This is a genomic window from Candidatus Cloacimonadota bacterium (assembly GCA_020532355.1).
GTDB lineage: Bacteria > Cloacimonadota > Cloacimonadia > Cloacimonadales > Cloacimonadaceae > UBA5456.
This window is the reverse complement of the sequence record JAJBBD010000122.1, coordinates 1-17441: the sequence shown is the minus strand read 5'-3', so window position 1 is coordinate 17441 and position 17441 is coordinate 1. Positions and strand designations below refer to the sequence as shown.

Annotated in this window: 12 protein-coding genes; 9 read left to right on the top strand and 3 right to left on the bottom strand. The window is 42.0% G+C overall.

Features of this window, described 5'->3' with window-relative positions:
• Window positions 1-454: 454 nt before the first annotated feature.
• Genes LHW48_04355 through cls form a run of 3 tightly spaced genes read right to left on the bottom strand, consistent with a single transcriptional unit; the run spans window position 455 to window position 8049 of the window.
• Complete coding sequence (locus LHW48_04355; GenBank protein MCB5259692.1) at window positions 455-3679, bottom strand: UvrD-helicase domain-containing protein; 3225 nt, start codon at window positions 3677-3679, stop codon at window positions 455-457.
• Window positions 3679-6471, bottom strand: coding sequence for a PD-(D/E)XK nuclease family protein (locus LHW48_04350; protein ID MCB5259691.1), 2793 nt, complete (start codon window positions 6469-6471; stop codon window positions 3679-3681). The genes LHW48_04355 and LHW48_04350 overlap by 1 nt, the downstream gene beginning before the upstream one ends.
• A gap of 9 nt (window positions 6472-6480) precedes the next feature.
• Window positions 6481-8049, bottom strand: a complete 1569-nt coding sequence (gene cls, locus LHW48_04345) for a cardiolipin synthase (protein MCB5259690.1) — start codon at window positions 8047-8049, stop codon at window positions 6481-6483.
• 492 nt (window positions 8050-8541) lie between these two features.
• On the opposite strand from cls, the gene LHW48_04340 reads away from it, so the two are divergent.
• The 9 genes from LHW48_04340 to LHW48_04300 form a co-directional block, all read left to right on the top strand.
• Window positions 8542-9393: a helical backbone metal receptor gene (locus LHW48_04340; GenBank protein MCB5259689.1), complete on the top strand. Its 852-nt coding sequence runs from the start codon at window positions 8542-8544 to the stop codon at window positions 9391-9393.
• Window positions 9390-10307, top strand: coding sequence for an iron ABC transporter permease (locus tag LHW48_04335; protein MCB5259688.1), 918 nt, complete (start codon window positions 9390-9392; stop codon window positions 10305-10307). Before LHW48_04340 ends, LHW48_04335 begins: the two co-directional genes overlap by 4 nt.
• A gap of 62 nt (window positions 10308-10369) precedes the next feature.
• Complete coding sequence (locus LHW48_04330; protein ID MCB5259687.1) at window positions 10370-12601, top strand: sigma 54-interacting transcriptional regulator; 2232 nt, start codon at window positions 10370-10372, stop codon at window positions 12599-12601.
• A 224-nt stretch (window positions 12602-12825) separates the two neighbouring features.
• Window positions 12826-13074: a phosphoribosylformylglycinamidine synthase subunit PurS gene (gene purS / locus LHW48_04325; protein ID MCB5259686.1), complete on the top strand. Its 249-nt coding sequence runs from the start codon at window positions 12826-12828 to the stop codon at window positions 13072-13074.
• A 2-nt stretch (window positions 13075-13076) separates the two neighbouring features.
• The gene (gene purQ, locus LHW48_04320) at window positions 13077-13772 is read left to right on the top strand and encodes a phosphoribosylformylglycinamidine synthase I (protein ID MCB5259685.1); all 696 of its coding nucleotides are present in this window, start codon (window positions 13077-13079) and stop codon (window positions 13770-13772) included.
• On the top strand, window positions 13720-14442 hold the full coding sequence (locus LHW48_04315; protein MCB5259684.1) for a ComF family protein: 723 nt from the start codon (window positions 13720-13722) through the stop codon (window positions 14440-14442). Before purQ ends, LHW48_04315 begins: the two co-directional genes overlap by 53 nt.
• Before the next feature lie 3 nt (window positions 14443-14445).
• The gene (locus LHW48_04310; GenBank protein ID MCB5259683.1) at window positions 14446-14844 is read left to right on the top strand and encodes a hypothetical protein; all 399 of its coding nucleotides are present in this window, start codon (window positions 14446-14448) and stop codon (window positions 14842-14844) included.
• A 15-nt stretch (window positions 14845-14859) separates the two neighbouring features.
• Complete coding sequence (locus tag LHW48_04305; protein ID MCB5259682.1) at window positions 14860-16722, top strand: glutamate mutase L; 1863 nt, start codon at window positions 14860-14862, stop codon at window positions 16720-16722.
• 9 nt (window positions 16723-16731) lie between these two features.
• Window positions 16732-17441, top strand: a 710-nt coding sequence (locus LHW48_04300) for a hypothetical protein (GenBank protein MCB5259681.1), incomplete at its 3' end; no start/stop codon positions are given.

Here is a 17441-nt window from a genome sequence, read left to right as displayed (position 1 = left end):
CCTTCATCCTTTTCTGATAGCATTATCACGGGAGTAAGCATCTTTAACAATTGGCTATTGTAATGGGAATGGTATCAAGGGAAGATAGTTGAAATTCTGGCGAGAAATAACTGAAGCTGATGGTTCATAACACACAAAATAGACCGTTAAATTATCGGGGCATGGGACGAAGTCTCATTCTACAAGAAAGGGGAAGGTATAGCTACGATCAAAGAATCCCACCAAAGCGAGATCTCGCGTATAAAAATATACTAAATATGGTTGTGCAACGGTCTCAAAAAGGCTCAAATCAAAATTCAGAAATCGCTAAAGAATAGGGGATAATGCAGTTGCGTTCCTTCTATGCATCACTGAGCCAAGCTCAAGACCTTTCAAGAGACTTGTAATCTACGATAACGCTACTGGCTGTGATATCCCCGTAAGAAGTTATTACAAAACACTTGATGCAAATATTTTATATCAAATGTATCTTATGATAGCACAGTTCAAAGCTAAAATCTTTGAATGCCGGTAACTTAGCTAAGATGCGGCGATAGTTTTCCAATTGCTCCTTTTCGTGAATACCTCCGGTTTTGTAGTCTACAAGTAAGGCTTTTTTATCTTTAGTGTTCAGCATCAGACGATCTATCCTATATTTACCGATGGCTATTTCCGTAAAAATCTTATCGTATTCAAAGCCAAACAGAAAGCTATTTGAATTTAGCTCTTCTTCCAGTTTGGCAAAGATCCGTTCCAGCTTCGATTTGCCAAGTATTGCCCCAAAACGTTGTATGCATTCACGCTGGGCGCGACTGTGTTCATCTGACTTATTGTGTATGATGAAGCTCAGATAATGATGTGCAACATCGCCATACAAAGCCCAACGTTTTTCCAGATATGCAGTTCTGTAATCCGATACCACATCATCTCTGTTGAGAGCAAGTTTCCAATCTGTGCTTTTAGCCATAGAAATTGTTAGTGAATTACTTTCAACCGAATCTATCACCAGCTTTGATTTAGATAGATTAGACACTTCTTCTGGATAATTAGAGGTTTTACGCCATGAACCATTTGGCAGAGGAATAGAATCTTCAAAATATCGTAAACAAGCATCTGCTAAATAAAGCTGTAAAGATAGGTCTTCACTTTTGGAAGCAAAGTACTCCTTCCACTCGGCAGTGCTATAATACGTAAACAATACATGCAGATTTGTGCGGGCACGCGTAAAAGCTACATAAAGATTGTTCAATTCTTCCAGGTGCTCTTGTTTTTTCTTTGCTTCCCATATCTTTGCCGCGGGACTGTAAGGCAAAATAGAATCAAAATGGAAGCTAAGACTATAGTCATCAAGATAGCTAAATTCTTCATCTTTGAATGAAGAAGCCCAAAAGAACCTGGCATCATTGCTGTGGTGAGTTTTTAAATCGTATAAAACAAATACCTTATCGAATTGTAAGCCCTTAGATTTGTGAATGGTGAGCAATTGCACACCAGTATTGTTTTCCACGCTAACCTGTTTGAAACTTTCCTGATCTGCATTCTCTTGCACATAATCCAAAAAATCTGCAGTAGCTAGTCCTTTTTGCGCTTCGTTCAATTCCCAGTTAGCGGCAATATTCAAAAAAGCCTGTAGATTAAGCAGATCCCGCTCTGGTATAGTATCAAATCCTTTTAGACAGAGTTGAGTTATTTCTCGTAAGATGTTGTATGCTGTTTTGTTCTTCATCTCTATGGCTAGTTTGTATAACTCATCAAGAGGGGGCATTCGGGAAAGATCGGGTGTATTATTATGCTCCTCATAAAGGGCAATTTCGTCGATCAGAGCCTTGAGGGCTTTGCTACTAAGCAGAAGATAATCCGAACGCACAAAACTGAGGAAATCCAACCAGCCTCCCCACGTTACAAATCTTAGCCAACTAATTAACGGCGCAACAAACCTGTGCTGGGTGATGGAAGCACTGGGTTGAAAAACACCGCCTATCCCCCTTTCTTCCAGAAGTAGTTGAAGTTGAGAAAGCTGGGATGCCTTACGGCAAATTATGGCAATGTTGGCTTCTTTATTTCTGTTGTACTCGGGAATAATCATTTCATCCACAAAGAACTGATATACCTCCGCTACCGTTTTACGGTTGCTAAAGTAGTTTTGCATACACACTTCAATCGTGGCATCTATATCTCCTAGTGCCGAGTGAACTTTGGAATATGGCCAATTCATGCCTTGCCTTTGTATCGCCGAGTGCAATTGAACATCACCAAAAATACTATTTATAAAGCACATCATATCGTTTCCTGCTCGCCAGGATCGATCTAATACATCTACATTTACATTCTGCAGAGGAGCTATTATCTGGCGTAAATTCAACAGTAGATCCCGCTCTCCCCCGCGCCAACCAAATATAGATTGCTTTTCATCACCTACTATTACCAGTCCACCAAAATCCTTGCTGCCAAATCCAGCACTGATTTCTTCAATGATTGGACGTAAAGTATTAAACTGGATAAGAGATGTATCCTGAAACTCATCAATCAGCATAAAACGCGTTCGATGGCTAAGAAACATGTAGAATTCGTTAGCCGAGCCTTCATCGTCAAATTCAAATTCGGGAGGTTGATTGCTGAATAATGCCTCATAAGTAAGCCAGGCTACATCTTGATAGCTCATAGTCTTGTAGCGATAAATCAATTTGTCGTGCTCTTCCAGAATAATCGCCCAAATATCCAAGATCTCTTCTTCTTCAGGCAGATAGTAACGGTAGTAAATTTCTTCAGCTAAAGATTTCAACCCTTCGTCGTAAAGCTCCAAACACTTATTGTAATCTTCATTGGCAAAGGCACTTTTCCTAAAAAAGGCTTTCTTCTTGTATGTAGAAAACAAACGCATAGCATCTATAGGAGTATCCAGCATCGATACCATCTCCGCACAAAAGTGTTCAATACTACTGGGGAATGAAACAAACAGACTCTTGATGTCCGTTAAAATCACTTTGTCTAGGCTGTTTTGCTCTGGATTTTTAGTGCCCTCTGCTATCGCCTGCAATAACTCTATAATTGCCTTGCCAAAGCTTCTGCGCGGGTTATCTAGATACTCTCTTTTTAGCTCGCATCGCCTGCTGATTAAATAAAATAACCATCTGTTTTTAATCAGCTCGCTAAAGAATTTGGCGTAATCATCCAAACTCCGGTGTACTTTGCGTGAAAGTAGCTTGTTTACTCGCCGTCTAAACTCCGGCTTCATAATGTGGTTCATCAATAACGGCATGCGCTTATTGGCAGCTTGTTCATCAATTTCAAAGCTGTCGATGCTTTTCATGGGGCGCACTATGTTGCGGAATATATTTCCGGTATAGCTGTCGATGGTCATAATCTGAAGCTTTTGCATGTCGGTCACAATCTCTAAGCGCGCCGAAAATAGAATGTTTTGCTCTTCTATGCTAAGCTGATACTCGTTTCCAGGAACAAACTTGCGTAAAGCAGATACTAATTCACTTTCGGGGTTTTGGCAAAGGTCATTCAAGTGTTTTAGAATACGCTCCCTGATTTCAGCCGTAGCCTTGCGGGTAAATGTTAGCGCTAAAATTGAATCTAGCTTAAATTCCGGGTGCTCGTAATACCGCAAGATGAGCGAGATAAATTCCAACGACAAGCGATAGGTTTTGCCGGTTCCAGCACTGGCGGTGATTATCGAATTCTGAAACTGCATTAGCCCTCCTGCCTTTCCACAAATATGTCGCTGCGGCTTATACTTTTGAGTAAATGTCTGTCTGAAGATTTCTTGCCAATATTGTACCCGCTGTTAAAGCAATTAAGCAAGCTAGCTTGAATGTTGGCAGCAAAGCTATCTCTTTTCGCTGCCCTAACTATATCTTTGCTGTTAAGCTCCCTATCTAAAACCATCCAGAAGTAAGAGCGCAAGTCTGCTGCTCTTTCGTGATGATCAATCAAATCATAGTACCATTCATAAAAGACGAGCTGTCCCGAATCTGCCGATCCGGTCTTAAAGTCTATTATATATCGTGTCTCATCGGTGAGAATTCTAAGATCAGCTCTACCTTTTATTTGTATGCTATAGGTTTTGCCCGCAAACTCCAGCTTGCAGATTTCTTTGTAATAGCGCTCGTCTTCGGGACGACTGCCTTCAGGGAAAAGCTCAAAAGCCTTATTTTGCAATTGGGGAGACAAAAACCTATAGAAGAATTGCTTGAGTGAATCTGACAAACAAGTACCGATTACATCTGCAAGGAACTCTTCGTTGTAGTTTTTGGGTATTTTGTAATAAAACTCGCTACTGTTCATGAGGCTTTGCAGCGCAATTCTTAGCTTTGCATCATTGGTAAAGGATGCTCTCAATGCCTGCACAGATGAGAAGCTTTGCGGATTGCTACCCAATATCTCGGTGAAATATGCATGCATCAGATTACCGAATAAAGTGTTACTTAGCTTTTCAGCAAGATCCGTTCTGAGCGGTTTAATTTTGCGTACACTCTGTATATACCACACAAAAGCATTACGGAACAATAAGCTTACATCATAGCTATTGAAGCGAATTTGATGCTTTGGCAGGAAGTCTTGAGCGGGATTGGACGGCAGGCTGCAGAATGCTTGATTGGTTTCGGCATGCATAAGCTCAGAAGCAGCAAGTTTTTGGTTCAACTCGCCCGCTTCTAAGTTGGCATAAGCTTCAAATAGCCGCTTGACCGGAATTTTGCGGATGCTGAGTTCGGCTTGGCATAGTTCCTGCAGCTCCATCACAAAACTACTAGGTTTTACATTCATTTCCATGTTACGATAAGTAAATATTTGCACCTGTTCTGCACACATCACCAATCTATAGAAATAGTAGCGTTCCCAATTACGGATCACTTCATAGCTTAAAAGTCCAAGTCTTGCGCGCTGTGCTTCGTTCAACAACCACACCGCACCGGGGGTTTGAGGCAATACTCCTTCTACCATCTGCATAAACGCCAGATGTTTAAAGTTTCGATTTCGGGAATCCAAAATATTGGTTACTTCCCAACAATCGTTAAATGTCTCCGTTAGACTGTATTTTAACTGTATCGGCTTTAGAAAATCCATAAACAGCGCAAAGATTCCAAATCCCGGATGCTCGAAGACATTATACCACTTTTGCACAATCCCCAAGCTTTCCGTAGCAGAGAAATTTGCTAAAGCAGTCCAGAACTGCTCCAAAACATCGGTTTTAGCCAGTTCATTTTGGGAGCACAATACTTCCGGATTTAGCGTTTCCGTAAAGAGCTTAGCAAGATCGGCAAGATCTTGCAGGTTGATTATACCTCTTGCCCAAGCAAATATGGTTTCACAGAGTAGAGGAAGCAAGCTGTATTTATCTCTGTTTGAATCTTGGTTGCCAAATTGTGCCCTTATATCAAAATCCAAGTACAGCACTTCTTCGTCTGCCAGAGAGAATATCTCGCGCCTAAGTTGTTCTTGCTTGATGGCATTCCATTGTTTACAGATGCCATGTACAAGCTCTTGATTCATAAAGAAGCGAGAGAGTATTCTAAGCGGAACAAAGCCTGGCGTATTTATCTGCGAAGCAGCAATTTCTTTAAGCATACAAAGAATCGTGTAGAACTGGGATTGTACAATACTAAACTGTTGTTTGGCTGCCACGATATTTTCGGGAAACAACTTGCTATAAGGCTTGTTCCAGAAGCTGGAGTCCACAATTGCCGCATTTCTCTTGTTTGAGTTTAGCGCCAAAAAGACCAATGCCGCCTGTTCTTCACTCTCACATTCAAAGATTTTTACTTTTTCTTTCAACGCGGTCAGGCTTCCATTTCCCTTAGGCTCAAATTGAGGCATTTGCCAGTTTTGTGGATCGGGGTTTACTCCGTGATAATAAATAATCACCTGGTTTTGATGCTCTTCGCAACTACGGACAAGATATTGTTCTAATTTACTATAATAGAACTGATTGACAAATACAATGCGGTATCCTTGAAAGGGTACGTGCAGATTATTGATTGGATAGCTAAAAATCGCATCGGTAAAGCCCAGATTCGCTATAAAGGCAAGATAACGTTGCAAGATAGCATGAATCCTTCCTATCTGATCTTCTTGCCAAGCGCGTAAGTAAAGGTCTTTGTCTTCACCTAAGCGCAATAGATCATCCAAAGCCTTGCCCGCTTCAGAAAACTCTTGCATAAATTGAAACAGATTGGTTCCCCATTCTATCACATCGTTATATTCCCAAATATGGAAGCGCTGCTTATCTTCTTCATCCAGCACCTGATATAGGCTCAACAAACGTTTCTCGTCTTGCATCAATGGTTGGTCGCTTGCCAATAGTATTGCCTTAAAATCCTCCATCGCAAGCCATTGCACTGCTTCCAGATTCCAGCGTGGTTCAAAGCGCAAACGCGCAAGGTCAGCAGAAATCCGCGTGGGAAATACCATTATGCACTTGTCACATACTTCTTTAAGTGCACCATCAATGATATCTTCTGAAAAATCTAATACTTTAAACTCCATAGCTATCCTTTACAACAAAGGCGAGAACAATCTGCAAATAGACTCTTTACTCCGCTTTACCAAGCCTCGCTGCTCAAATTCGTCCAAGCTTATTCTGCGGGAATGAGACAGATCTTTGCTAAAGGCATCGCTTGCCTTATCTACAAGCACATCATCATACACCAAGGCGGTCAATTCAAAATTGTGGTTAAAGCTTCGTAAATCCATATTCGCCGTACCCAAACCTAATATTTCGTCATCTACAATCAAGATCTTTGCATGCATAAATCCACGCTGATACTCATATATTTCTACTCCGGCATCCAACAACTCCGAATAATATGAATGCGAACCCCAATACACAATGAAATGATCCGGTTTTGACGGCAGAATGATTTGTACTTTTACGCCGCTAATTGCCGCCGTCTTAAGCGCCATCAACAAAGCCTCATTAAGGATTAGGTATGGCGTATTGATGCGAATTGAGTATTGTGCACTGGCAATGGCAGAGAAATAGAGCTGCAAAATACTGGCATGATTCGTGTCCGGACCGCTTGCCACAATCTGAACCGGCGATACTTTACCGATATTTGTGATGGAGTCTTCACATATATAATGCCTATACCCATCGTCAAGAAATAGATTCTCTCGGCTTACGAAGAACCAATCTACCAAAAAAATGGCTTGTAGACTCAGTATGCACTGCCCCTTAAACACAGCTAATGAATCTCGCCAATATCCGAAATAGGCATCTTTGCTAAGATATTTATCGCCAATGTTTAAGCCTCCCAAATAGGCTATCTCGCCATCCACGATTAGCAGTTTACGATGGTTACGATAGTTCATTCTACTGTTTAGCAGAGGTATCCACACCGGCATAAACGGTACAAATCGCACACCCGCAGTTCTTAACTCTCGCTTAAAACTTAGCGGTAGCCTCCAACAGGCAACATCATCATATATGAAGCGTACTTCAACTCCTGATCTTGCTTTCTGGATCAGCAAATCCTTTAGATAATTTCCGGTAGAATCTGCAGCTATTGAAAAATACTCCAGATGAATATGTCTTTTAGCTTCTTGAATGCTATCACACATGGCTTCGAAGGCATCTGAAGTGTCGCTAATCAATTCGATTTGGTTGTTGATGGTCAAGATTGCCTTACTATTGTTTTTGAGTAAGCGATGTAATTTGTGCTCCAGCCCATCCTGTAAATGCTTGGAAGCAAAACGAGGGAAATGGGAATCAAGATCTTCCAAGATGTTGCTATCAATTAGTTCTTTTTGGTTAAAAAGCTTTATCTTTCGCCAATTTCTGCCAAAGAATAGGTAGAATACAAACCCTACTATCGGTAAGAATATTAATACCATTATCCACGCTAATGTGTGTACGGGAGAAGCGTTTTCTAATACAAGAATCAAAATGATCAGCACAATGGTGATGGCAAAGATTACATAAATAACCTGCATGGTAAACTGAGTAAAGGTTAATAATATGTCTCCACCCCGCAATAACTGAATAGCAGAAGCCACTACCAGCAAACTGCTTAGTAAGGCCAAAACCATCAGCACCGTATCGAGTGCTTTATGAGATACCGTCATATCCTCTCCAGTATTTTATCCTCTTTATCTTCTTTTTCAAGAATTCACTTACACCGCTATCTGTCAAGCTTTGTTTAATTATCAACATCCTTGCAAAAAACCCCTTTCACTCCCATTACTTTAAGCACAGATTAGCAAAGGTTACTATCGAGATCATGCTGTTTTTGCAGGAGTATCTCGGCTTAAAGCTTCGCTAATGCTTGCTTAGCTTGATGGGCACAGAACAACTATGCTAAGAATAAAAATTTGCCAGAGACGGTTGCACATCCATATATAGCAGATTTTTATGCACGAGATCTCAGGTTGGTGGGCTTTTTTTGATTATAGCTATGCCCCACCCATCACCATTATAGTATGAGGCTTTACCCCATGCCCAGATTACTCAACGGTCTTTGCTATTATGAATACTTGCCCCATTCAAGATTGGGCTTGACAGATTTGAGCATACAAAGCCATTGGATGGGAGATTAATAAGTAGGAAACAGAAGAGTTATGAGAGTTAGACCCTTTTACATACTTTTGCTGATAGCGGTATTTATGCTGGCATCGTGCAAAGGCAAGCCAGCGCAGAAAAAGGGAAAATATGTGGTACTCTCACCCGAAACAGCAGAGATTATAGCCGCCTTGGGAGCTGTGGACGAGATTATTGGCGTTAGCAAAGAATGTAGCTACCCTCCGGCATTGAAGAGCAAAGAGATTGTGGGAGATTTTGGTGCCATCGACAAAGAAAAAGTGCTTAATCTTTCACCTCAGATTGTGTTTAGCAGTGGTTTAGAACAAGAGGCTATTGCCTTAGACTTAAAGAAGTTAGGCATAAATGTTTACGAATCCTACCCTCAAACAGTACGTGAGATGTTGGATGAAATTATCAAAATTGGTAATCTTATCGGTAGAGATGCTCAAGCCTCAGCCCTAAGAGATTCCATCCAGATTGAACTTGATAGAATTGTACAAGCAAATAAGGATACAAGGCGTCCCACGGTATATTTGGAAATATATCGAGACCCCCTAATGAGTGTGGCAGATGATTCATTTGTGGGAGAATTGATCGAGCTTGCCGGTGGCAATAATGCTTTCGATCGCTTGGAACGAGATTATTCCAGAGTAAAAGCCGAAGCGATAATTCAAGCAAATCCGGATATTATGATCTGCTACTCGCACGATAGTTTACAGAACGTTCTCAATCGTAAGGGTTGGGCTAGAATTCCTGCCATAGCGCAAAAGAACATCTATTTTGAAAAAGATATCGATCCTGATCTTATTCAACGCGCCGGTCCTCGAATATTGGAAGGCCTAAGGCAATTAGATGAAATATTCGAGAACTGGCGGTTACAGAGCAAATGAAACGCTATATCTTCATTGTTCTTATGCTGTTAGCCGGATTATCGCTAACCGCACTTTACCTTTTTTGGGGAAATCCCGGAGCCTATATCCTCACTCATATTCGTATCCCTCGCTTTATCTTAACCGTGGTAACCGGATTTAGTCTGGCTGCAATTGGCTCGGTATATCAACTGATGCTGGGCAATCCTCTTGCCGAGCCATATATTTTGGGAGTTTCTTCCGGATCCGCTTTTGGAAGCATACTATTTGCCGCCTTCGGCATGATTTTGTTGATGCCCTTAGGTGGTTTTATTGGCGCCATTATCACTATGTTGCTGGTGTGGCAACTGGCACAAAAACGGGGCAACTTCGATCCACAACGATTGATTATTGCCGGAGTAATAGTGGGGATGTTCTTTTCTTCGGCAATATCTTTGATGATGTATCTTAACAGACAAGATACCGTCCTAATTCTGGGCACTCTGATGGGCAATTTGGGACGCATATTCAGCGTTGCTGAATACCGCATATTTTTGATATTAGCGGCATTGGTAACCCTGCTAACCGCTTGGTTATACCTTAAAAGCCGGGCACTGGATATTCTCAGCAGTTCCGATATGTACGCCGCCAGTGTGGGTATAGATGTGGCCAGATTGCGGCGGCAGATTTTCTTTGTGAGCTCGCTAATAGTAGGCATTGTGGTGTCTTATGCGGGGATAATTGGATTTGTTGGGCTAATTACACCCCACATAATGCGACAGATAGGGCTTAGAAATCAAAAACAAATCTTTCCGGCAAGCTTGTTTTTTGGCTCTGTGTTTCTGATGGGAGCTGATTTTTTGGCAAAAAATCTTAGCGGAATTGAACTTCCGGTAGGAGTAATAACAGCCGCAGTGGGTTGTCCATTTTTCATCTATCTGCTCTTAAGAAAATAGAATTGTGTTGACAGATTTGCTGTTTCTATCAATTGTGAGATAATTGAAGGAGAATTTACTCGATGTTAAATGAAAAGCTTACAGCGATCTTGCATCAGTTTTTAATGATGCTTCGAGATCCCGTTATCTACTTGGCAATTGACGAGAATAACGGAGGATTTGATGCAGATGAAATCATCTTTATTCGAATGGCAAAAGCAAGAGCACTGTTGAGTATGTATCGGCTAAATGAAGCACAAGATCAATCGTTTAAACTATATAGAGAACTAAAAGATTCTTCCGAGCCCGAAATTCAACTATTGAACCTTATAACGCTTATAAATACCCAAAATCTGCTTGGCAATAACATCGAGGCAAAAAGTTACGCCGAAGAAGCACATTTAATATGCATCGATGCCCAAGATGCAACAGTAAAAACACTTGTGGATTGTGCATCCATTACACTTATCAGCAACAAACTCAAGCTCATGGAAAGCAAATTGCAGAAATTAGCCAAAAAATTGGATAACATTACACAACCTTTTGTGCGGTTGTGTGTACTATCTTGTTTGGGCTATGGGTATAACACCTTGCAAAAATATGATCTTGGGCTTTCCTATTATAGCGCAGCTTACGATCTTAGTAATCAACATGAGCTGAGCATAGCGTCACTGGAAACGACCTTTGCTATTTTAGATTGTTGTGCCAAATTGCAAAAGCATAAAATGGGTGAAGAATTCTACGAATTGGGCAATCGTCTAATCGCTCAGTTGAGGATGTACTTCTTTGAGGTTCAACTTAACTTCAACTATGCGCTGCTAAAATATGCCATAAAGGATTATAAGGCTTCGATCTACTTTTTCCAAAAAAGCCTTCAATCTCTGCATTCTACTGACGTTAAAATGCCAGCATTGCTTTTTGAGATTTATAATAATTTGGCAAAAGCGCTCAATCACCTTGAGCTGGGAGAACAGGCCTTACACTATCAATTACTGGCTGAAAAACTCTTGAAGGAAGACTCACAAAAAGAACGTAGAATAAACCTGAGCGCCAATATCGCTCTTTCTCTAATAAGCTTACATAACTGGGAAGACGCATTAAAACGCTTGCGCGAAGCAGAACGATTCTATAAACAAAACCATCTGATTGAAAACCTTATAAAGGTTAGCCGTGCTTTGGCATATTACTATCAAAAACGCAATAATTACCTTAGAGCATTAGTTATGATGCGCCGTGTGGACGAACTAAACCGCGATCATATTACTGCGCTAAAACAAAAACGTAGCCAAATTAGCGAAAATAAACTCCAGCAGATTTTGGATGATTCCAGAGCGATAAAGGCAAAATATGAAACCCTGCTGAATGACATTTCAAAACGGCAGATAGAACGCTTTATCGGCATTTCAAAGGCTGCCAAAAGAGTTATCGATAGTGCACTATTGGCATCTATGCACCGTGATGCCTCCGTGCTTATTCACGGGGAAAGCGGAACCGGAAAAGAAGTTTTAGCCCGTATGATACACTATAGCTCGGCCCAAAAAAACCTTCCCTTTGTAACAGTAAATTGTGCGGCAATCTCGCCCGCCTTGTTTGAGACCGAATTCTTCGGCTCTGCTGCAGGCAATCTTACCGGCACTACCAAAGAACGACATGGCTTTTTTGAGCAAGCCGGAGCCGGAACCCTGTTTCTGGATGAAATCTCCGAAATTCCCCATGACTTCCAGGCAAAATTGCTATGGGCAATGGATACAATGAAGTATAACTCTGTTGGCAAAGAAGATAGCAAACCTATACGCTGCCGATTGATCGCCTCTACAAACCGTGACATCTTGGAACTTATAAAAGAAGACTCTTTGCGCTTGGAATTGCTCCATCGGCTTAATACTTTGGAAATATCCATCCCCCCACTTAAAGAACGATTGGAAGACATTCCGGTTTTAGTAGAACATTTTGCCCGAAACTTTGCCCGCGAAACCAGTAAAAGACTACCCCGCATAAGAGATTCCTTTTACGATAGATTAAATAGCTACAAATTCCCCGGTAATGTGAGGGAGCTTAAGAACATCATCGAACGTATTTTTATTCTCTTCTACAAACCAGTTTGGACAGCTGAAATTCTCGATAACATAGATGCTTTTAAACGTAGCATAGCTTTAAGGGGCTCTTTGATAAACCACAATATCAAGGATTTGGATAAGGAGCGCATTATTGAAGCTCTGCAAAAAACTGGTGGCAAACAGAAAACAGCAGCGAAATTGCTGAATATGACAGAATCTACGCTCTGCCGCAAGATAAAACGTTATAAGATTAAATAGCATAAATAAGCTGAAGCGTAATTCTTGGGTTTAAAGCCTCATAAAACAAACTGTTCTACAAATATAAAGTGCATTTGCCCGTATAAACCACACCCCTTTTCGCATTAAACTATGCCCCGTTCCCCGATTAAGCAACGATCTCAAATTACTGTAGATAACAAATCAGTTGACTAAATATTGGCGGTTCAAATGCTGGTTAATGAGAAAAAACTATTGGAAGTACCATGCTAAAAGCCAAGATATTCGTGCAACTTAAGCCCAGCGTATTGGATCCCCAAGGCAAGGCAGTAAGCAATTCGTTGAGCCAATTGGGATACGAAAACGTGATTGATACTCGCATCAGTAAATACATTGAAATATCGTTTGACTCTAAAGACAAATCCCAAACCACAAAGCAAGTGGATAAAATCTGCACGAGTCTGTTGGCAAATCCCAATACCGAAACTTACCATTTTGAGCTGGAGGAATTATAGCCTTGCGAGTTAGCATAATCACTTTCCCCGGCTCAAATTGTGATCACGATGCAGCTGAAGTATTTGCCAGCAGAGGGCACCAAACAAGTATGATTTGGCACAAAGATAGTCAATTAGACAATCCTGATCTGGTCATTCTTCCCGGAGGCTTTTCCTATGGAGACTATCTTCGTTGTGGTGCATTAGCTCGCTTCTCACCTATCGTTAAAGAACTTGTCTTCTTTGCTAAGCGAGGAGGTTACATTTTGGGCATTTGTAATGGCTTCCAGATACTTACCGAAACCGGTCTCTTGCCTGGCACATTACTGATGAATAAGGGCTTGCGCTTCATTTGTAAACACCAATATATCAAGGTGGAAAGTGCTGATAGTCCTTTTACCAAGCATCTTATTCCAGGCACAATAATGGATATCCCCATTGCCCACAAAGAGGGTAATTACTTTATAGATGCCACGGGGCATAAAGCCTTGCAAGATAGCGATCAGATAGTATTTCGCTACTGTGACGCCCATGGCATGGTGAATAAAGAAGCCAATCCAAATGGATCACTTGACAATATTGCCGGCATTATTAATACTGGCAGAAACATTTTAGGCATGATGCCGCATCCTGAACGAGCAGCCACAGATAGTGTATGCAGCCAAGATGGAAAACTGTTTTTTGAAGCTGTTGAAAAGTACTTTGAGCACGGTGCTTAATTTGTTTTTCCCTCCTGTGTGTGCAGCATGCCATAAGCGTCTTGATAGCACTGAAAAGTTCTTATGTGCCAATTGCGACAGTTTGGTCCAATCTGACCAACCAGGAGATTGCCCAAAATGCGGATCCAAAATGAAGGATGGAGTATGCCCGACTTGCCGGGAAGCCAAGTTCTGTTTCGAATTTGCTCGCTCTGCCCTTAAATATAAATATCCTTTGCCGGAAATAGTGCACAATTTGAAGTACTACGGTATGCGCAGTGCAGGCACTTGGTTGGCGGAAAGGATGGCGCAAGCTGCTGCATCGTATTCTCGCTTTGAGGAATATAGTGAGGTGGTTCCAGTGCCCTTACACAAAGTGCGCCTCCGGGAACGCGGATTCAACCAAAGTGCCCTTATTGCACGAGGCCTGGCAAAGCAGTTGGGAAAGAATTATTTGAATTGTGTGAGTAGAAAGCGCTATACAAAAAGTCAAACTACCCTAAGCAGAACTGATCGACTCACAAACTTAGGTGGAGCTTTTAAGGTTAAGAACCCCTCAATGGTTAGAGGCAAGAAGGTAATTTTGGTAGATGATGTGTTCACTACAGGTAGCACGCTTAATGAGGTTAGCCGGGCTCTATATGAAGCCGGCGCCGCTAAAGTTGCGGGATACACCGCCACAAGAGCATAGATTATGAAAAACTATAAACACCCCGAAATAATTTCGACCATTAGCGAAGAGGAAGCCTTCGGTCTTATCGATAAAGTAGCGCGCTTTATTGCCAGTCGTCAGTTGGCTCCGGCGGGAATTCTGCTGATAGAATCTCTGCACCCGCTACACAGTATTGGAAGTCAGGCAATGTATTTTGTGTTACCTTTTGCCGAGATTATCTTCGACAGTGCCAAATATCAGCGTTTTGCACTCTTAATTCAAGAAGAGAAATACATCAAAGCCTTAGTTAAACGCATTGATGAGCTTGATGAAGAAATAAACCGACAGCGCAGAGCTGAAGCTAAAATACGAAGGCAACGACGGCGGAACCAATTTCGCAACTTACTTGCTAAAATTTTGAATAAAAAACATAAAAGCTGAATAAGCGGAGGATATATGCAATACGATGAAAAACGCCTTACTAGAATTGTTGCCACAGATTGTGGCAGTACCACCACTAAGGCGATCTTGATTGAGTATGTTGACGGCGAATATCGCCAAACTATCCGTGGTGAGGCACCAACAACAGTGGAAGCTCCTTTGAACGACGTTACCAAAGGGGTAATCAACGCCACACAAGAATTGGAAGAGCTTGCCCGCCTAAAACACAACAACCCCAACATCAAGTTTATGGAAAATGGTGAGTTCATAATCCCCCGAAACGGTGATGTGGGAGTGGACGCCTATGTTTCCACATCTTCTGCCGGTGGTGGCTTGCAGATGATGGTTACTGGAGTGGTTGCCTCAATGACCGGAGAAAGCGCTGAGCGTGCCGCTTTAGGTGCAGGTGCTATCGTGATGGATCTTATCGCCAGCAACGATAAACGCATGAACCATGAGAAGATAGAGCGCATCAGACATCTTCGTCCAGACATGATTCTCATGGCTGGAGGAGAAGATGGGGGAACCATAAAACACGTTGTGGAAATGGCAGAGCTAGTTTCAGGTGCGGATCCCAAACCGCGTTTGGGCTCTTCATATAAATTACCAGTTATATATGCAGGCAATAAGGAAGCCATAAATGAGATCAAAAACACTCTTGCCGACAAAGTGGATCTTATCATCACCGAAAACCTGCGTCCCAAACTCGATGCCGAAAACCTTGGCCCTGCTCGCGACAAGATTCACGATATCTTTATGGAACATGTGATGCAGCAAGCTCCAGGATATAACAAATTGATGGAATGGACACAAGGCCCGGATCTTCAGCGAGTTCCCATTATGCCTACTCCCGCAGCTGTGGGCAACATCATGCAAACTATTGCCAAAGACGAGCAAATTGAAGTTGTGGGTGTTGATATTGGCGGAGCCACAACCGACGTTTTCAGCGTTTTTACCGAAGAATATGTATTTAACCGTACCGTAAGTGCCAACCTCGGTATGAGTTATAGTATTTCCAATGTTTTAGCTTCCAGTGGATTAACCAATATTATGCGTTGGGTTCCCTTCGATATTAACGAAAGTGAGCTGCGCAATATGATAAAAAACAAAATGATTCGACCCACTACTATTCCTTCTCTTTTAGAAGAATTAGTTTTGGAGCAGGCCATTGCCAAAGAGGCATTACGCTTGGCATTCGAACAGCATAAGGAATTTGCCAGCAGCCTCAAAGGGATGCAACGTCAGCGCGATATTTCGGAAGCCTTTAGCCAATCTACTTCTGGCGCATCAATAGTAAACTTGATGACTTTGGACTTATTAGTTGGCTCCGGCGGTGTTCTTTCTCACGCACCTCGTCGCTATCAAACTGTTATGATGCTGATTGATGCTTTCTTACCGGAGGGGATAACTCGCCTAGCCGTAGATAGCATCTTTATGATGCCCCATCTGGGCGTGCTTTCCGAAATCAGCCCCAGAGCAGCCACAGAAGTGTTCCGCAAAGATTGCATGGTATATTTGGGTAGTTGTGTAGCTCCGGTTGGGAAATGCAAATATGGTAAGCCGGCTCTTTACGCCAAACTGGAGCTTCCAGATGGCACTGTGTTCGAAGAAAATATTCCCTTTGGAGAAATCCGCCTGATCCCTTGTGAGGTTGGAAAAACCGCAAAAGCAACTCTTAAAACTTCGTCCGGTTTGATTCTCGACGAAAATAAAGCAAAAGAACTGAATGTAGAGTTACACGGCGGCATCGTTGGCATAGTGCTGGATACCAGGGGACGCCAGCCATTTAACCTGCCAAGCGAAAAAACTGAACGCATCAAATACCTCAAAAAATGGATGCAAGAACTCAAAGCCTACCCCGAAGACATCTTGGTATAGGAGGAAACAATGGGACAAGCATATTCTGCCGGATTAACCGTAACCGATAGCATTGTATTACGCAAAGAACGCATTCTGCCCCTCAAGGGAAAAGTACTGGTAACCAAAGGAACCAAAGTGAAGGCTGAAGACGTTGTAGCCGAAACCCTTCTACCGGGAAAAGTCGTGCCTTTCAACCTTGCCAACAAGCTTGGAGTAACTCCAACCCAATTAGAAAAATACATCAAAATTAAAGCCGGGGATCAAATTACGAAAAAGACCATCTTAGCCGAGAATTCCGGATTATTCGGGCTCGGAATCTTTAGAAGTGAAGTACGTTCTCCTGTGGAAGGTGAAGTGGAAAACATCTCTGCCGTTACTGGTCAGGTACTGCTGCGCGAGCCCAGAATCCCCGTACAAGTGCGGGCATTTTTGGACGGCATAATTACCGAAGTAATACCGGATGAAGGCGTTATTATCGAAAATAAAAGCGCATACATTCAAGGAATTTTTGGCATAGGAGATGAAACCACCGGCGAGCTAAAAATGCTGGCAGAAACTCCTGACGATGAGATTGATGCCGGAAAAATCGACGAATCCTGTAAAGGTAAGATTATTATTACAGGAAGCTTTATTCCTTTCCACGTAATCGAACTTGCCCGCAAACATGGCGTAAAAGCCATTATTACGGGAGGTATAGACGACCAAGACATAAAGAAACTATTGGGTTACGATATTGG

Excerpts from the sequence above, each read along its gene's own strand:
- LHW48_04355 (MCB5259692.1), bottom strand. The coding sequence starts at position 3,679 with ATGCAGTTTCAGAATTCGATAATCACCGCCAGTGCTGGAACCGGCAAA.
- LHW48_04350 (MCB5259691.1), bottom strand. The coding sequence starts at position 6,471 with ATGGAGTTTAAAGTATTAGATTTTTCAGAAGATATCATTGATGGTGCA.
- cls (MCB5259690.1), bottom strand. The coding sequence starts at position 8,049 with ATGACGGTATCTCATAAAGCACTCGATACGGTGCTGATGGTTTTGGCC.
- LHW48_04340 (MCB5259689.1), top strand. The coding sequence starts at position 8,542 with ATGAGAGTTAGACCCTTTTACATACTTTTGCTGATAGCGGTATTTATG.
- LHW48_04335 (MCB5259688.1), top strand. The coding sequence starts at position 9,390 with ATGAAACGCTATATCTTCATTGTTCTTATGCTGTTAGCCGGATTATCG.
- LHW48_04330 (MCB5259687.1), top strand. The coding sequence starts at position 10,370 with ATGTTAAATGAAAAGCTTACAGCGATCTTGCATCAGTTTTTAATGATG.
- purS (MCB5259686.1), top strand. The coding sequence starts at position 12,826 with ATGCTAAAAGCCAAGATATTCGTGCAACTTAAGCCCAGCGTATTGGAT.
- LHW48_04315 (MCB5259684.1), top strand. The coding sequence starts at position 13,720 with ATGGAAAACTGTTTTTTGAAGCTGTTGAAAAGTACTTTGAGCACGGTG.
- LHW48_04310 (MCB5259683.1), top strand. The coding sequence starts at position 14,446 with ATGAAAAACTATAAACACCCCGAAATAATTTCGACCATTAGCGAAGAG.
- LHW48_04305 (MCB5259682.1), top strand. The coding sequence starts at position 14,860 with ATGCAATACGATGAAAAACGCCTTACTAGAATTGTTGCCACAGATTGT.